This window comes from Phormidium sp. CCY1219, from assembly GCF_055795085.1.
The window spans coordinates 39,310-54,433 of sequence record NZ_JAYFEQ010000418.1 but is presented as its reverse complement, the minus strand read 5'-3'; the positions used below and the strand labels follow the sequence as shown (position 1 = coordinate 54,433).

The 15,124-nt window shown below is 50.8% G+C and carries 12 protein-coding genes; 5 read left to right on the top strand and 7 right to left on the bottom strand.

Annotated features, from left to right (window positions below):
* The 3 genes from AC0QH1_RS09515 to AC0QH1_RS09505 all read right to left on the bottom strand — a co-directional run bounded on the left by AC0QH1_RS09515 (position 1) and on the right by AC0QH1_RS09505 (position 7,555).
* Entirely contained in the window at positions 1 to 1,182 is a 1,182-nt protein-coding gene (locus tag AC0QH1_RS09515) for a hybrid sensor histidine kinase/response regulator (protein WP_324630837.1), read from the bottom strand.
* Positions 1,183 to 1,860: 678 nt separating this feature from the next.
* A complete protein-coding gene (locus AC0QH1_RS09510; RefSeq protein WP_324630836.1) occupies positions 1,861 to 7,137 on the bottom strand; it encodes a PAS domain S-box protein in 5,277 nt (1,758 codons plus the stop codon).
* Between the two features lie 172 nt (positions 7,138 to 7,309).
* Positions 7,310 to 7,555 (bottom strand): hypothetical protein, encoded by a 246-nt coding sequence (locus AC0QH1_RS09505; RefSeq protein WP_324630835.1) that lies wholly within the window; start codon positions 7,553 to 7,555, stop codon positions 7,310 to 7,312.
* Between the two features lie 59 nt (positions 7,556 to 7,614).
* Here AC0QH1_RS09505 and AC0QH1_RS09500 point away from each other — a divergent pair, with 59 nt between their 5' ends.
* Entirely contained in the window at positions 7,615 to 8,613 is a 999-nt protein-coding gene (locus AC0QH1_RS09500) for an ABC transporter ATP-binding protein (protein ID WP_324630834.1), read from the top strand.
* A gap of 68 nt (positions 8,614 to 8,681) precedes the next feature.
* Positions 8,682 to 9,470, top strand: coding sequence for an ABC transporter permease (locus tag AC0QH1_RS09495; protein WP_324630833.1), 789 nt, complete (start codon positions 8,682 to 8,684; stop codon positions 9,468 to 9,470).
* A gap of 104 nt (positions 9,471 to 9,574) precedes the next feature.
* Here AC0QH1_RS09495 and AC0QH1_RS09490 read toward each other — a convergent pair whose 3' ends face one another.
* The gene (locus AC0QH1_RS09490; RefSeq protein ID WP_324630832.1) at positions 9,575 to 9,694 is read right to left on the bottom strand and encodes an ATP-binding protein; all 120 of its coding nucleotides are present in this window, start codon (positions 9,692 to 9,694) and stop codon (positions 9,575 to 9,577) included.
* A 260-nt stretch (positions 9,695 to 9,954) separates the two neighbouring features.
* Between AC0QH1_RS09490 and AC0QH1_RS09485 the strand changes: the two genes are divergently transcribed.
* Both AC0QH1_RS09485 and AC0QH1_RS09480 read left to right on the top strand, forming a co-directional pair.
* Positions 9,955 to 10,737, top strand: a complete 783-nt coding sequence (locus tag AC0QH1_RS09485; protein ID WP_324630831.1) for an ABC transporter permease — start codon at positions 9,955 to 9,957, stop codon at positions 10,735 to 10,737.
* A 244-nt stretch (positions 10,738 to 10,981) separates the two neighbouring features.
* The gene (locus AC0QH1_RS09480) at positions 10,982 to 11,848 is read left to right on the top strand and encodes an aldo/keto reductase (protein ID WP_324630830.1); all 867 of its coding nucleotides are present in this window, start codon (positions 10,982 to 10,984) and stop codon (positions 11,846 to 11,848) included.
* Positions 11,849 to 11,978: 130 nt separating this feature from the next.
* Here the strand turns inward: AC0QH1_RS09480 and AC0QH1_RS09475 are convergent, their stop codons facing one another.
* Together AC0QH1_RS09475 and AC0QH1_RS09470 are read right to left on the bottom strand one after the other, a co-directional pair.
* Positions 11,979 to 12,722: an LmeA family phospholipid-binding protein gene (locus AC0QH1_RS09475; RefSeq protein ID WP_324630829.1), complete on the bottom strand. Its 744-nt coding sequence runs from the start codon at positions 12,720 to 12,722 to the stop codon at positions 11,979 to 11,981.
* A 141-nt stretch (positions 12,723 to 12,863) separates the two neighbouring features.
* Positions 12,864 to 13,694: a hypothetical protein gene (locus AC0QH1_RS09470; protein WP_324630828.1), complete on the bottom strand. Its 831-nt coding sequence runs from the start codon at positions 13,692 to 13,694 to the stop codon at positions 12,864 to 12,866.
* Positions 13,695 to 13,867: 173 nt separating this feature from the next.
* Here AC0QH1_RS09470 and AC0QH1_RS09465 point away from each other — a divergent pair, with 173 nt between their 5' ends.
* Positions 13,868 to 14,032 carry a hypothetical protein gene (locus AC0QH1_RS09465; RefSeq protein WP_324630826.1) on the top strand — a complete coding sequence of 55 codons (165 nt, stop codon included), beginning with the start codon at positions 13,868 to 13,870 and terminating at the stop codon, positions 14,030 to 14,032.
* 17 nt (positions 14,033 to 14,049) lie between these two features.
* On the opposite strand, the gene AC0QH1_RS09460 is transcribed toward AC0QH1_RS09465, so the two are convergent.
* Positions 14,050 to 14,865 carry a hypothetical protein gene (locus AC0QH1_RS09460; protein WP_324630825.1) on the bottom strand — a complete coding sequence of 272 codons (816 nt, stop codon included), beginning with the start codon at positions 14,863 to 14,865 and terminating at the stop codon, positions 14,050 to 14,052.
* Positions 14,866 to 15,124 lie beyond the last annotated feature (259 nt).

Below are 15,124 nucleotides of genomic sequence, written 5' to 3'. Positions count from 1 at the left end.
TCACGATTTTTCCTCCACGGTGCGCGAGGCGTTCCCGAGGAAGGTGGGAGATAAGGGAAGGGTGACGGTAAAGGTGGAACCCACGCCGATTTCGCTGCTCACGGCGATCGCACCCCCATGCAATTCTACCGCTTTTTTCACAATCGCTAATCCCAATCCGGTGCCGTAGATCCCCCCGGCATTACTGGCGCGATAGAAGGTGGAAAATAACTTGTCTAGATCCGACTCGGGAATGCCGATGCCTTCGTCTTTTATCCGGAAAATGGCATTGCTCCCATCACAGTTTAGCTCGAGGCGCACCGTTCCGCCTTGGGGGGAATATTTGATGGCATTGGAGAGCAAGTTACTCAATATTTGTCGCAATAAATTGCGATCGACGCAGGCGGGACAACTGGAACAATCGCTGACAAATACAATGGTGCGATCGCTTTCCCCCCTGTGCGACGATTGCAAATCTTCCAGTTGAATGTGACATTCCTCGACTAAATCCCGGCAAAATTGCTTTAAATCCATCAAAACCGGAATCAATGGCTGTTCGGCAGATTCGGCTTTCCATATGGTTAACACATCATCGAGTAGCTGATTCATCCGCTGCGCCGCTGCTTTGATTTGCTGGTGCATTTCCCCTTTTTTGCACTCGTTCAGTCGCGAGCTAAATTTGTGTAGCAAGTCCGCTGAGGCGAAAATCGTGGTCAGGGGCGATCGCAATTCGTGGGAAATGGTGGAGACAAACCGCGATTTTAATTCCCGCATTTCTCGTTCTTGGTCTAATGCATAACGCATGGCCATTTCGACTCGTTTGCGCTCGATGGCATAGCGAATCGCTCGCCCGAGCAATACGCCATTGAGTTGTCCCTTGATTAAATAATCCTGCGCCCCCTGTCGCACCGTCCGCACGGCTATTTCTTCGTCATTGAGTCCGGTTAATACAATAATCGGCTGGCGATCGGCAACTTCTTGTACCCGCACCAGGGTATCGAGTCCTTGACTATCGGGAAGGGATAAATCTAACAAAATCGCTTCATAGTTATTTTCGCTCAAGTGAGTCAAGGCATCTGACAAGCGGATCGCGGCTTTCACCTCAAATTCACTGCCGGTTGCTTCTTCTAATAGCTCTTGCAGCAGTTCGGCGTCACCCAGGTTATCTTCTACTAACAGAACTTGAAGCACTTCAGGTTTCATAAAACACCTCTAATAAATTTGGTCGCCTTTCAGCCTCTTTTTTTCTCTGGCAAGTTGCCAGCTCTAAATTGCGGTATTCAATCCAAATCTGCCCTAGGCAATCAGTGGTGCATTCGGGAGGCCATACGGTGGAACGCCGATGGCAACCTCTCGGATACAGAATTGCCCATCCGTTTCATATCGTACTCTAAATTATCCCTTTTTCAACTGCTCCTTAAAATATTCTGACATCCCTGGGCGATCGCCCGCCGTTGCAGGTTTTTTTTAGAACTTTTCTTTTTCCTTGGTTCCCCAGAACTCCCCAAGCTTATCCAGCGGGATGTTCCAGGGTTTCTCTCATCCGGATATCCATCGTCGGCATCCTTAAAAACTGGGCGGAAGTTTACGGAAAAATTCAACTCCTAGCTCACCGAATAGCCTGTATCCCGAGATCCAGCAAAATGGTTGTAAATTCGGCGCTAACGGAAGGGTCGGCACCCAGGCAAGGAGAGTAAACATTTGGGAATTAATTCTGGTAATTTGTCAAGCCATTTTGCCAGTTTTAATGGAAGCATGGAAATTATAAAAGTTGGGTTTATCCGGACTTGATATAGCATCAGTTACTCGATGACAGAACATACCAGGATTTGGCGCTGGGAACCCGGTTAAAATCGCGTTAAAGAAGCAATAATTGTCGGTTCAAGCGCCGGAATTGCCGGTGAGAGAATCGGGCAGGGTAAAATAAAAGGTAGAACCAATTTCGGGTTGGGATTCTACCCAAATGCGACCGCCGTGGCGTTCCACAATTCGCTTGCAAATCGCCAATCCGATGCCGGTGCCGGAATATTCTTCCCGGGTATGGAGGCGCTGGAAAATCAAAAAAATGCGATCGGAAAATTTGGGGTCGAGACCAATGCCATTATCCCGCACGGAAAAGAGCCATTCGTTGTCGCCATAGGTGACATCCAGATGAACCCGAGGCGATCGCGCTTCACAGTATTTGATCCCATTCCCAATTAAATTTTGCAACAACTGTAGCAATTGAGTGTTGTCTCCATTCACCACCGGCAGATCGGCGCAAGTCACCACCGCCGCGCGCTCCTCAATCGCCATTTGCAAATTCCGGGTCACTGTGGTAAAAATCTCTTGCATATCTACTGGTACAAAAGGCTTGCCTCGAGTGCCCACCCGGGAATACTGCAACAGGTCATCGATAAGCTGCTGCATTCGGTTTGCCCCATCGATGGCATAGGCAATAAATTTGTCAGCTTTTTCATCCAGTTGACCGCGATAGCGTCGGGACAAAAGCTCGGTGTAACTGGCAACCATCCGCAAGGGTTCTTGCAAGTCGTGAGAGGCGATATAGGCAAATTGTTCTAGTTCGCGATTGGATCGCGCCAACTCCGCTGCATGGTGGGCGAGTTCTTGTTCCATGCGCTTGCGATCGCTGATATCGGTATGAATCCCCACTAATCCAATGCACTCTCCGCGATCGTTGCTAATTGCATAAGCGCGCAGTAAAATATCCAGGGTTTCTCCCTCACGAGTGAGCATCTGCACTTCCCCGGTCCAGGCGTCTCCCCGGGAAATGGCCTCGAAAACTTCCGTCCCTAGGGTCGGATCGGCATAGAGGGCACAAGGGCCGCCCAGGGCGATGCAGTCGGCGACGGTATAGCCAAACAGCTTGACAAATGCCGGATTGTGATATAATGGGGTTTGGTGCGGGTCGGCAATTGCGATCGCGTCCCGGGCGGCTTCCACGGTTTGGCTGAGGCGCAGCAGTTGTTCCTCGGCGGCTTTGCGATCGCTGATATCGATCCAAGAGCCGACCAATTCCAAAGGATCTCCCGCCTCATCGCACACCAGTTGCACTGCATCGTAAATCCAGCGATAGTCACCATTTCCAGTGCGGAAGCGGTATTCGCACACCAGAGACTTGGCGTGGGATAGCTGCGCCCCGCGCGCCAACACCTGGGGCAGGTCTTCCGGATGAACGCGATCGCTCCAAAAGTGAGGAGCATCGAGAAACTCCTGCGGGTCGTAGCCCACCATTGCGCTCACATTATGGCTGATAAAGGTAATGGCGCGGTAAGCGAAGCTCTGGCGAAGGAAATCGCCATAGGGCTTGCAACTGTAAATCGCCGCCGGACTGACCGCAATCAAATGTTGCAGCCGTGCCCGCGCCATTTTCAAGGAGTCTTCCATCTGCTTGCGAACCGTAATGTCCCGGCTGATACAAAGAATCGACTCCACCGATAGGCGGCGCGAGTGTGCCTCACTATTGTCGCCAAATTCCGGAACCAGGTAAACGTGATAGTACCGGATGCCCTTGGCGGTGGGAAATGCCAAGTCCATCGCCGCGTCGCGACCGGTTTCAAATACGGTTTGCATCATGGTATTCCACGCCGATGCCACTTCTGCCGAGATTCCTAACTCTTGATGGGTTTTGCCGATACAATCGGCGATGCTCGAGTTCGTTACGGTTGCGATCGCCGGATTGACGTAAAGATAGCGCAGGTTTCGGTCAAAGCGAGCCACAATATCGGGAATATTTTCCGCCAGGGTTCTAAATTTGCGTTCGCTGCGGCGCAGTTCTTCCATCGTCTGAGTGAGTTCGGTGATATCCATATAGGCGATCGCCACCCCATAGCCGTCCAGGGGAATGGGCGCTGCAGTGACGCGAATCCAGGTGATGTCCCCATTGGGTTTCACCACCCCGGCTTCTTGATTTTCCACCAGTCGTCCTTCCCTGAGCGCTCTGACCCCGGCAAATTCAGCCGTCGGCATCGGCGACCCATCCCGACGCAAAATTTGCCAGTCTCGGCTATCCTGTTGTCGCCCATTATGCTGGCGTTTGGAAATCCCGAGAATCCGCTCGGAAGCCTTATTAACTTCAATTAAATTGCCCCGGTTATCGCTGACGGAAATGCCCACGGGCAACACTTGAAATAATACCCGATATTTTTCCCGACTTTCGCGAATTGCGGCTTCGGCTAAGACGCGATCGGTAATATCGATCGCCGCCCCGAGAATTTGTTGCGGTTGTCCTTGTGCGGTGCGGGCGAAGACGGTTTCCTGACATTGCAAATAGCGCCATTCTCCCCTGGCATCTCTGATGCGGATCTCGCACTGAAACATTTCGCCGTTGCTGGCGCGCTCGAATTGTTCCAAGTGCTGCGATCGCCTCTCTAAATCCTCCGGATGCAGCAGCATAGGCATCGCGTCACCTCCCATTGCCTGGATTTGCTCCGGGGTGTACCCGAGAACCTCGGCAATCTCGCGGTTGGCATACAGGTTGCGCTGTTGGAGAATATCGTACAAATAAATAATCACCGGGGCGGTGTCGGCAACTTTTTGAATAAAGTGCTGACTGTCTTGCAAAGAGGCGATCAGTTGGATTTTTTCCGCTTGTGCTTGTTTCAGTTCCGTGATATCCTGGGAAATGCCGGCAATCCGATAAATGACCCCGGAAGCATCGCGCACCGGAAATGCCCGGGAGCGAATCCAGCGGATTTCACCGTCCGGTCGTTGGATGCGATATTCTTCATCGTAGTTTCCCCCGGGCAAATCGGCGAAGCTGACAATCGCTCGGTGGCGATCGGGGGGATAAATCCACTGGAGAAAGGATTCTGGGCGTTCGTACAAACTGGCACAAGCACGACCGCAGATCCTCTCTAGGGCGGGACTGACGTACAGGAGTTCGCGGCGATCGGCACTTATCATCCAAAACACATCGGTGAGATTTTCGGCAAGCTGGCGAAACCGTTCTTCGCTGTCTTGCAATGCCTGTTGCGATCGCACGCGATCGCCAATTTCGCGCGAAGCACATTGAATCTCGATAAATTCTCCGGTCTGGCTATCCCACACGCCGCGCATCGTGCTTTCCAACCACGCATAATGCCCGTCCCGGTGCCGGAATCGGTAGATCGCGGAGTCGGTCACCGCCCGTTCTAAAATCCGGGCGTGGCATTGTTGGATGGTGTCGATATCCTCTGGATGGAGAAACTCGTAAGTGTTATGACCCAGTAATTCCTCGGCATCGTACCCCAGCAGGGTGGTACAGGCAGGGGAAACGTAGCGATAAATTCCCTCCCGATTGTGGGTGGAAATCAGATCGGTGGAATTTTCCGCCAGCAGGCGATAGCGTTTTTCGCTCTCGCGCAGTTGTTCTTCGGTCCTGATGCGTTCCGCGATTTCTGCCTGTAACTTTTGATTGGTTTCGATCAGTTTGCTGGTCCGGATGCGAACTAAGTGCTGCAAGTGCAGCCGATATCGTTCTAATTCCGCCTCGACTTCTTTGCGATCGCTAATATCCGTTGCAGTGCCGAGAATTTGTTGCGGCACCCCTTCGGCGGTGCGGGTAAACACAATATCTCGACCCACAAACCAGCGCCATCGATCGCTCGCATCGCGCAGTCGGTATTCGGTTTCTACGATGTCTCCCTCCGGTGCGGCAATTAATCGCTCGATATTATGCCTCAAGCTGTCGCGATCGTGGGGATGAATCAACCCGAAGGGAAACATCGACTCAATTTGTTGCACCGCTTTAGGCGAGTATCCTAACAGCTCGCTCACTTGTTGGTTGCAGTAAATCGTTTGTTTGGCTCTACAATCATAAAGATACAAAATCGTCGGCGTGGCATCGGCAATTTTTTGGATGGAACGCTGGTTTTCCCACAGGGCATTTTCTACCAATCGTTGCTCGGTGATATCCTGGGCCACCACCACCGCCCCGACGATTTCCGAGGCGCGATCGCGCAGGGGGACGGCGGTGGTTAAAATGGTTTTGCGCTTGCCATCAAAGCTTTGGATATTCATAATATCGTTGCGGCAAGTTTTTCCGGTGGTTAATACGCGCTTTACCGGCCATTCGTCCGGTTCGATTCGCTTGCCACTGTCGGGCCACCAGGCGCAATATTGGTCATAGCGATCGCTGGTGACATATTTCACGCCCCCCCAAATTTTTTCTCCCGCCAAATTTCCGCGCAAGATGCGAGCGCTTTTGTCCAGAATCCACACCCCCACCGGCAGGGTTTGCAACACATTTTGCAGCAGTTGTTCGCTGTCTTGCAAGGCGGATTGGCTGGCGATGCGATCGCTGATATCCTGAATCGTTCCCAACCGATAAATCGGTTTGCCCTCGGCGTCTCCCATCACCGTAGCGTTCAGATTGGCCCAGATTATCTCGCCATTTTTTTTAATATACCGTTTGTCCAGTCCCTTCCTGGCATTTTCGCCCCTGATGACTTGTTTTACCCAGCGCATATTTTCCTCGATATCTTCTTCCGGGGTAATGTCCATCCAAGTGCGTTGGGTTAATTCCCTCTGGGAATATCCCAGCATGTTGCACAAGGTAGGGTTGACTTCGATGAATTGATGGGTTTCTAAATGGATCAGCGCCATGCCCATCGGTGCGGTTTCAAAAATGCGGCAGTATCTCGGGTCGCGATCCCAGGGTGGGGCGGTTGCCACGGGGCGATCGCCATTTTCTCGGGCGATCAATATCACCCTTCGCCCCGCCGACTCCGTGGGCGGCGGCGTCTGCGCCACAGAAATCGCCGTGGCGCAGACGCGCACCTCGGCCCGACCGGGAAATTCTAACCGACCTTCCCAAGTCATCATTGTGGCTCCTTCCTGGGTCGCGCCCTGCAAGGTTTCCTGCAAAGAAGGGCGATCGTCCGGCCACACCCACTGCAACATAGAGCTGCCCGTCAACCCTGGCGGGGGGTCTCCCAGACGCTGTGCCTCCCAGCGATCGACCTGCAACACCACCCCGTCACTATCCAGGATTACGTAAAAACACGGGTTTCCGTCGTATAAAGTGCGGTATCGGTTTAATTCGCTTTCTTTTTGCCGTAATGTAGCCTCAAGAGCGCGACATCGTTCCTCTAATAATGCAAGGCGCTGCTGTGATGGAAATGTATCTGCAATCTCCCCACAATTGGCACCCCTTGATTCGGAATTCGGATTTATCATCAGATTTTCTCGTCCTTGGGATAACTGTGAATAAAGAAAGGTTAAGGGTAAAGGGTGAATGAATTACGAGTTTGTCGTTTTTTCTTATTGTACACCTGGATCGAGCTTATTTTAGCGTTAGTTATTTCTCTCTATTTACCGGGGAAGAGATTTGGTAAAATAATTCCGGCTTTCATTGCAGTTTGTGAATTAAATCCCACAACCCATGACACATAATGACTTGAAACTCATCAACCCGCAAGTTAGAAAACATGCAGTAAAATTGTAAAGACAAGCTGGTGTGACGGTCGCGATCGCGCACCAATGAACCGGAGGAGGGGCGGGGGGTCTCTGGGGGGATGGATCCGCGACGCCCGTGGCCCCCACCGCCCCAGATGCATCGGTTTGCGGAAAAGGTGGGTGCCCTCCCGCCCTCCATCCCTGTAGATGGAACATGCAGTGCTTCAGAAGGGTAAATTGTTGTGTAAACTAAACAATATGTCGATTATCTTTACGGATCAACTCAGCAAAATCTATCCAGTCCCGATCAAAGAACCGGGACTCACCGGCACCCTGCGCCATTTTTTTCGCCGGAACTATCGCCAAGTGGAAGCGGTTAAATCTGTCAGCTTTGCGATCGAATCCGGGGAAGTGGTGGGTTTTTTAGGCCCGAATGGGGCGGGGAAAACCACCACCTTAAAAATGCTCACCGGCTTGATTCACCCCTCGCGCGGCGTAGTGGAAGTGGCGGGTCACGTCCCCTATCGCCGACAAGAACCATTCTTGCAAAAAATCACTTTAGTGATGGGACAAAAGCAACAGCTCATCTGGGATTTACCGGCGATTGATTCGTTAAGAATTAATGGGGCGGTTTATGGAATTCCAGATAAAGAATGTCGCCGCCGCATCGGCGAATTGAGCGAAATGCTTTCCCTGCAACCCCAACTCAAACAACCGGTGCGAAAACTGTCTTTGGGACAGCGAATGAAAGCAGAATTAATGGCAGCATTGTTGCACAATCCGCAGGTTTTGTTTCTCGACGAACCCACTTTGGGTTTGGATGTCAACGCCCAGGCGGGAGTACGAGAATTTTTGCGGGAGTACAATCAGCACACTGGGGCGACGATTTTGCTCACCAGTCATTACATGGCGGATATTACCGCCCTGTGCGATCGCGTGATTTTGATTTATGCCGGCGAGTTGATTTATGATGGTCGTTTAGCCGGCTTGCTCGATCGCTTTGCCCCCTATCGCGAGGTGCAACTGGAACTGACTCACCCAGTCGCCGATGAAGCCAAACTACGCCAGCAGGTTTCTACCTATGGTGAAGTAGAATCCATCGAGGGTCAGTCCCTGCGCTTGCTGGTACGGCGCGACTCCCTCACCGCCACGGTCAGTCAGATTTTAGCACAGTTAGATATTCTAGATTTGACCGTCACCGATCCGCCCATCGAAGAAGTCATCGGTCGCGTATTTCAAGCCGGTGCGATCGGGTAATGTCCTCGTCGTCGGGTGGGCATTGCCCATCGAATACAAACGATTCGCACATCAATTAAAATCCTATCATGCCTCGATTTTTGAAAATTGCCAAAACCCTGCTTTCGGTTTATTACGCCTACCTGGTGGAATATCGTGCCGAACTTTTATTTTGGTTGCTCTCTGGTTCATTGCCATTTATTCTCATGGGCATCTGGATCGAAGCCTCCCAGGCGGGTCAGTTTGCCTTAGAACCGGTGCAATTTGCGCGCTATTTTTTTGCCGCATTTCTGGTGCGACAATTTACGGTGGTATGGGTGATTTGGGAGTTTGAAAAAGAAGTGGTGCAAGGAAAGCTTTCTCCTAAATTACTGCAACCCATCGATCCGGTATGGCATCATTTTGCTACCCATGTCGCCGAACGATTTGCCCGGTTGCCCTTTGTTATCGGGCTGATTTTATTGTTTTTTGCCCTGTACCCCGAGGCATTTTGGGTGCCGAGTCTGGGGCAAGTTTTACTGTGTTGTGTGGTGGTGGCGATCGCGTTTGTGTTGCGGTTTGTGATTCAATACACCTTTGCCTTGTTTTCGTTTTGGATAGAACGCGCTGTGGCGATCGAACAGTTTTGGATGTTATTTTACTTGTTTCTTTCCGGAATGGTTGCTCCCCTGGAAGTCTTCCCCGAACCGGTGCGCCAAGTGGTGCAATGGACCCCCTTTCCCTATCTGATTCATTTTCCAGCGGCGTTGTTAGTTGGATTGCCCGTTGATGCGGTCCGCAGTGTGGCAGTGATGCTGGGTTGGACGGGAATATTTTTAGTCATTAATCGTTGGTTGTGGCGTCGCGGTTTGCGACAGTATTCCGGGATGGGCGCGTAGGAAAATCCGGGGGATATTCCTTCTCGCCCGGTGCTTTCAGGGTTCTTTCCACCGGATTTACTTCCCCCCGGCAAAACCAATTCCACGAACATCGAAATCGGGGATTAAACTTGCAATTTCATCGGCAAAATTACGGTAAAAGTAGACCCCACATTGACTTCCGATTCTACCTGAATTCTGCCTTGCAAAAGTTTGACTAATCGCGAGACAATGGCAAGTCCCAATCCGGTTGTGTTCCGATTGAACCAGCATCGAGGCGATCGCATCGAGATTGTCCCGAATTTTTTTGGGTTTCAGCCAAATGATAGATTTTAATGATTTGATTTTGGCGATTGATTTTGATAAAATTTGGGAAATTTTGATAAAGTTGGGGAGCGTGAGGCGGCTGCAGTGTCGGGGCGGATTTCCTGTAGGAAAACCCCGGGTGGTCTTCGTTGTCCCTTTCCCTAAGAAACGCTCAATTGGAGGCGAACCGATTCTGGAAATGAAACGATACCTACAGACCTTAATCTTGTTTTGGAGTGCGGCGATCGCGGCGGAACTGGAATACCGCGTCAACTTCTTGTTAGCGGCACTTAGCAGTTTGGGCAATCTAGCCGGCAGTTGGTTTGCCTTGTTTTTATTCTACCGCCAAAATTATAACTTTGCCGGCTGGCAATGGGAAGAAGCCTTAATCGTTCTCGGCATTTTTACCCTGCTGCAAGGTATTTCCGCCACCTTCCTGGTTCCCAACCTCAACCGCATCGTGCGTCACGTGGAAGAAGGCACCCTAGACTTCGTACTCTTGAAACCGATTAGTTCGCAATTTTGGCTCTCGGCGCGCACCGTTTCCCCTTGGGGATTGCCAGATTTTCTGTTGGGTTTGGCGGTAATTGGTTATGCCGGCACCCGACTGAACTTGCATGCACGGGATTATCTGGTGAGTGCGATTCCCCTGCTGTGCGGCATCATCAGCCTCTACAGTCTGTGGTTTATCCTGGGGGCAACCAGTATTTGGTTTGTCAAGATATATAACGTAACCGAAGTGCTGCGCGGCTTGCTCGAAGCCGGTCGATTTCCGATGGTGGCTTATCCAGCGGCTTATCGCTTCTTCTTCACCTTTATCGTTCCCGTGGCATTTTTGACCACCATCCCCGCCCAGGCGATGTTGGGGCGCATCGAATGGGTGTGGATGCTGGCGGCGTTTTTGCTGGCGATCGCCTTGCTTTGCGCTTCGATGGCATTCTGGCGCTTCGCCCTGCGCTTCTACACCAGCGCTTCGAGCTAGCATTGTGCCGCGCCTCACCCGCGCCTAACTCGGCGGCGATCGGGGAAAAACTGGAGCGCCGCCGCGAATCTCTATCTAAAGACTGACGCGATCGGGGCACTCTTGCGATATACACTAAGATAACAACCGGACTTTCGCACCTAAATTACGGGTAGGGTGGCAAACTCGAACGCTACCCTACAGGTCACTTTCAATGGGACGATTTGCGGAAGTCCCAACCAAATCAAACCAACTGGGGTAGAGTATGGAAACGAAAAAACTGGGAAATACCGATGTCACTTTGAGTGCGATTGGATTGGGCGGGATGCCGATGTCATTGAGCAGCCGCCCCCCGGAGTCGCAAGCGATCGCGGTGATTCATCGCGCACTCGACCTCGGCGTGAGACACATCGATACCGCAGATTCCTACTGCAAAGATGAATCGGACAAGCACCATAACGAACGCTTAATCGCCAAAGCACTGCAGCAGTATTCCGGCGATACCAGCCAGGTCATTGTTGCCACAAAAGGCGGTCTGATGCGACCGAATGGCAACTGGGTTCGCAACGGCAACCCAGACCATTTGCGCCAAACCATTCAAGAGAGTTTCCAGGCCCTCGGCGGCGAAAAATCCATCGACCTGTGGCAATACCACGCAGCAGATCCGAATTACGCGATCGAAGACTCCCTCGCCCCGGCAAAAGAAGCCCTAGAAGCGGGCAAAATTCGCTACATTGGTCTGTCTAATTTTTCCGTCGAACAAATTCAAACCGCCCGCAAATTTGTCGAAATCGTCTCGGTGCAAAATCAGTACAATCCCTGGCATCGACTACCCGAATCTAACGGCGTTCTCGAATACTGCGAAAAAGAAGGACTCACCTTTTTTCCCTGGAGTCCCCTCGGCGGTTCCAGTCGCGTCAGCAAACTGTCCGATATTCGCATCCTCCAACAACTTTCCCAGGAAAAAGGTTTCTCCGTTTATTGTATCGTCTTGGCTTGGTTGCGCGCCAAATCTCCCTGTATCCTTCCCATCCCCGGCGCAAGCAAAATTTCCAGCATCGAAGACTCGGTGCGGGCCGTAGAATTGCAACTTTCCCCGGACGATGTGCGACGCATTGAAGAGGGTATTTAATCCGCAATACCGGGCAAAAGATAACCCAAGGGGGAATCACCCTAGGGGAAATTAATCTCATGTCCGATCGCTGGTTAATTAAAGCGGGCGATTTCAATCGCCCATTTGCGATCGGCTTTTTCTCACCGCTTTAAGCTGTGGGAATTTCTTCGATATAGGCTTGCGCTTGTAGCTTGATTTGCCCTTTTTTAACCTCCAGGTTTTCCAGTTGCAGGGAAATGCCAGATAACTCGAAGGTGCGGAGGTTGAGAATGTCATCGGATTTCTCCACCAATGCGGCGGTGAGTTCTGGGGAAAGTTCCCGTTTGTCCCCATAAGAAATATCCGTCAGGGTTGCGCCGTGATTATTCGATCGCACCTGGGGCACTGCGGTAAAGGCGACGGGCTTGCTTTCTCCGGTTTCGCGCACCCAGACATTACAACTCAGGTGTATTTTACCCTTTCCCGGTAACGTAAAATCTACCTTTTGAATGTCCAGGGTTTTCGGTTCTCCATCAATTGTTACCCGCAACTTTTGCAGTTTTTGGTGGATGTAATCCGAGGCAAAAGCACGGGTGATATCCCGTTCGGTGAGGATAACGCGAAGCTGTGCCGCTGTGGGTTCTTCCAGTTCGATGTTCCCGATCGCAGCGCGCATGGCGTTAATGGAAATCGCCTCGGTTTCTACTTCCATTTTCTCCATCCGCAGGTCTTGTTTCATCACCAAGCCTTCACCTAATATTTCTACTGTTTCCACTTGACCGGAAACAATCTTGCCCGGATCGCACTGCACTTCTACGTTCAAGTCTTCTACTTCAGTCAAACTGCTGGCCAGTCCCATTTCTGCCGCTTTGCTGACTGCTTTTTCGTGCATTTTGTTGTTCGTATTTTTCATGGTTTAAATTTGAGGATTGTTTACCGCTGAGTGTGGTAGGTTTACCCACCCTCTATTCCTGAAAAAACCCCCCGTTTCGAGTGGAAACCGAGGGGATGGAGTTGCCTAACTCAGCAGAATGAATTGCTGTATTTGATTTCCTTAGTCGGTTACGGAATAAACTTCGCGCGCGTACATCATCGGTCGGCGATCGAATTCTGCTTCTAGCTCTCTTCGCAGCTCAAAATCCCACAGGTCAACATCGAATTCTCGTTCGATATCTGCCATCACGAAGGGACGAAGCACGCCGGTCACTACCACATCATCGCCGGCATTAATCATCTTTCCGGTGTCAGAATTGAGGACGAGCAGTTCGTCGCCTTGAAAGAATTCTTCATCCTCGAGTCGAAAGGCATTAATGCTAAAATATTCGTCGATTTCCCCGCGCACTGCAATCGTTTTGCCGTAGAATAATTGCGGATTCTCTCGGATGTCGTCCGGTTCCGGCGCTAACGCAACGGATTGGGCAATCACTACCGGTTTGTTCTCGAATTCTACATACAAGTCGGGATCCCAAAAGTCCCAGCCAAATTCTCTCTCGAGTTCGGCGGCGCGAAACAAGCGCACTTGACCGGTGACTTGAATGGGTATTTCTTCATCGTCGGCAAAGTTCATCGGTTCTCCCGCTGCATTCAGCACCAGCACTTTGTCACCGCCGATCAACTCATCGGTTTCTTGGATAACGAACGAATTGCGATCGATAATGTCTTCTACATTTCCCCGCAGGGTGACGCTTTCACCGACGTATTGTGTCGGGGAGTCGGATACTTCTTCGATTTCGGCGTTTTGCTTCAGCATCGGATTGGCTTGGGCTACATTGGTTTTCCCATAACCGGGCACAAATAAAGCAGATGCTACGGCTAAGGCGATCGCACCGGTACCGAAACCAACGCCACGGTTTACCAATTTTTTCTCTGTGAATACGTTTAGCATTAGAGATTTTCCTCCTAACTCATATCATTTTCCGGACTGCTGCACTAGCAGTCGCTCTATATTTAAGCGTGTTTCTTGCTTTTTTATTTTGTTTAAATCATCGAGCTTGCGTTATATTTCTAGGATAACCCCACCGGAGAATATTCGCCTCTATCTAGGGAGTAGTTCTCGGGGTGAGGACGGGAAATCAGTTGCACCGGATTCATTCCCCAAAGCGCGATCGGCTCGAGCAAATCGGCTTCAGCAATGAGTGCAATCCCTTACCGGGCAACTGGAAACCCGGGATTTTATCCGCCATCCCCCAGTTTCGATTGGCTCTCAAAGTTGCCCTAGGATAACTGGCAAGGGGATTTAATTATTCCGCAGCCGGATAGATGCCTTCTGCCACTAATACGGGTTGATTCTCGTATTCCGCTTCTAGCTGCCGCTGCATGTCTAAATCCCAATCTAAACTGTATTCTCGCTCCAGATCGGCGATAATGAATGGACGCACTTCTCCGGTGACTACTACTTTGTCCCCATCTTGGACGATTTCTCCGGTTTTTGCATTTAAAACTAGCAAGTCTTCGCCGCCAAATTCGTCATTTTCCAGGGTAAAGGTATTCACGCCCATCTCTTCCGAAACTTCCCCTTCGATGGAGAGGTCTTCACCGTAGTAAACGCGGGGATTTTCGGTGATTTCCTCTGGTTTTGGGGATAAGACAATGGAAGTGGCCACAATCGCGGGTTGCCCTTCATATTCCACGTAATAATCCGCATCTAAATCCCAATCAAATTCTCGCTCGATCTCCGCGACTTGAAATTCTCTAACTTCACCCGTAACTTGCACGTCGATATCTTCCTGGGGAAGTGAAATCACATCTCCGGTGGCATTCAACACCAGAATATTTTCGCCGCCGAAAAAGCGTTCGTCATCGATTAAAAACGAGTTTGGATATTCGTTGGTTTCTTCGATTTCGCCGCGCATGGTGATAGTTTCCCCGAGATATTCGCTCGTGGATTCGGAAACTTCTTCTGCTGGGATGGTTTGTTTCATCCGAGGCGTGGCGGCTTCCACTTCGCTTTTGCTGTAACCGGGCATCAGTGACGCGGCGCAAAGCGCTAAGGCGATCGCCCCAGTGCGGATGCCGAAGTCGGTTAAATGGGTGTTGCTTTTAAATTGGTTATTCATGTTAAATTTTCTTCCTTACTCTACATTCCGATCGCTTTTTTATTCTTCTCTACAACAGAATAGCGAGCGATAACTGTTCATCTCCCTTTATCTTAGCCCAAATGAAAGGGCGATCGCCTCTGCCTTTAGATGAGCGATCGCCTCTTACTGGAGTAATATTTAACTGCATCTCTTCAAAGGGGCACTTGCCAAGGGAAAAAATCCTAGGCCGAATATTCGTGGAGAAGTAACCCCCATTGAAGAGAGATTGTGCCAATTT

What these genes read in the sequence shown, in the direction of transcription:
- AC0QH1_RS09515 (WP_324630837.1), bottom strand. Translation starts at nt 1,182, where the DNA reads ATGAAACCTGAAGTGCTTCAAGTTCTGTTAGTAGAAGATAACCTGGGT.
- AC0QH1_RS09510 (WP_324630836.1), bottom strand. Translation starts at nt 7,137, where the DNA reads ATGATAAATCCGAATTCCGAATCAAGGGGTGCCAATTGTGGGGAGATT.
- AC0QH1_RS09505 (WP_324630835.1), bottom strand. Translation starts at nt 7,555, where the DNA reads ATGGAGGGCGGGAGGGCACCCACCTTTTCCGCAAACCGATGCATCTGG.
- AC0QH1_RS09500 (WP_324630834.1), top strand. Translation starts at nt 7,615, where the DNA reads ATGTCGATTATCTTTACGGATCAACTCAGCAAAATCTATCCAGTCCCG.
- AC0QH1_RS09495 (WP_324630833.1), top strand. Translation starts at nt 8,682, where the DNA reads ATGCCTCGATTTTTGAAAATTGCCAAAACCCTGCTTTCGGTTTATTAC.
- AC0QH1_RS09485 (WP_324630831.1), top strand. Translation starts at nt 9,955, where the DNA reads ATGAAACGATACCTACAGACCTTAATCTTGTTTTGGAGTGCGGCGATC.
- AC0QH1_RS09480 (WP_324630830.1), top strand. Translation starts at nt 10,982, where the DNA reads ATGGAAACGAAAAAACTGGGAAATACCGATGTCACTTTGAGTGCGATT.
- AC0QH1_RS09475 (WP_324630829.1), bottom strand. Translation starts at nt 12,722, where the DNA reads ATGAAAAATACGAACAACAAAATGCACGAAAAAGCAGTCAGCAAAGCG.
- AC0QH1_RS09470 (WP_324630828.1), bottom strand. Translation starts at nt 13,694, where the DNA reads ATGCTAAACGTATTCACAGAGAAAAAATTGGTAAACCGTGGCGTTGGT.
- AC0QH1_RS09460 (WP_324630825.1), bottom strand. Translation starts at nt 14,865, where the DNA reads ATGAATAACCAATTTAAAAGCAACACCCATTTAACCGACTTCGGCATC.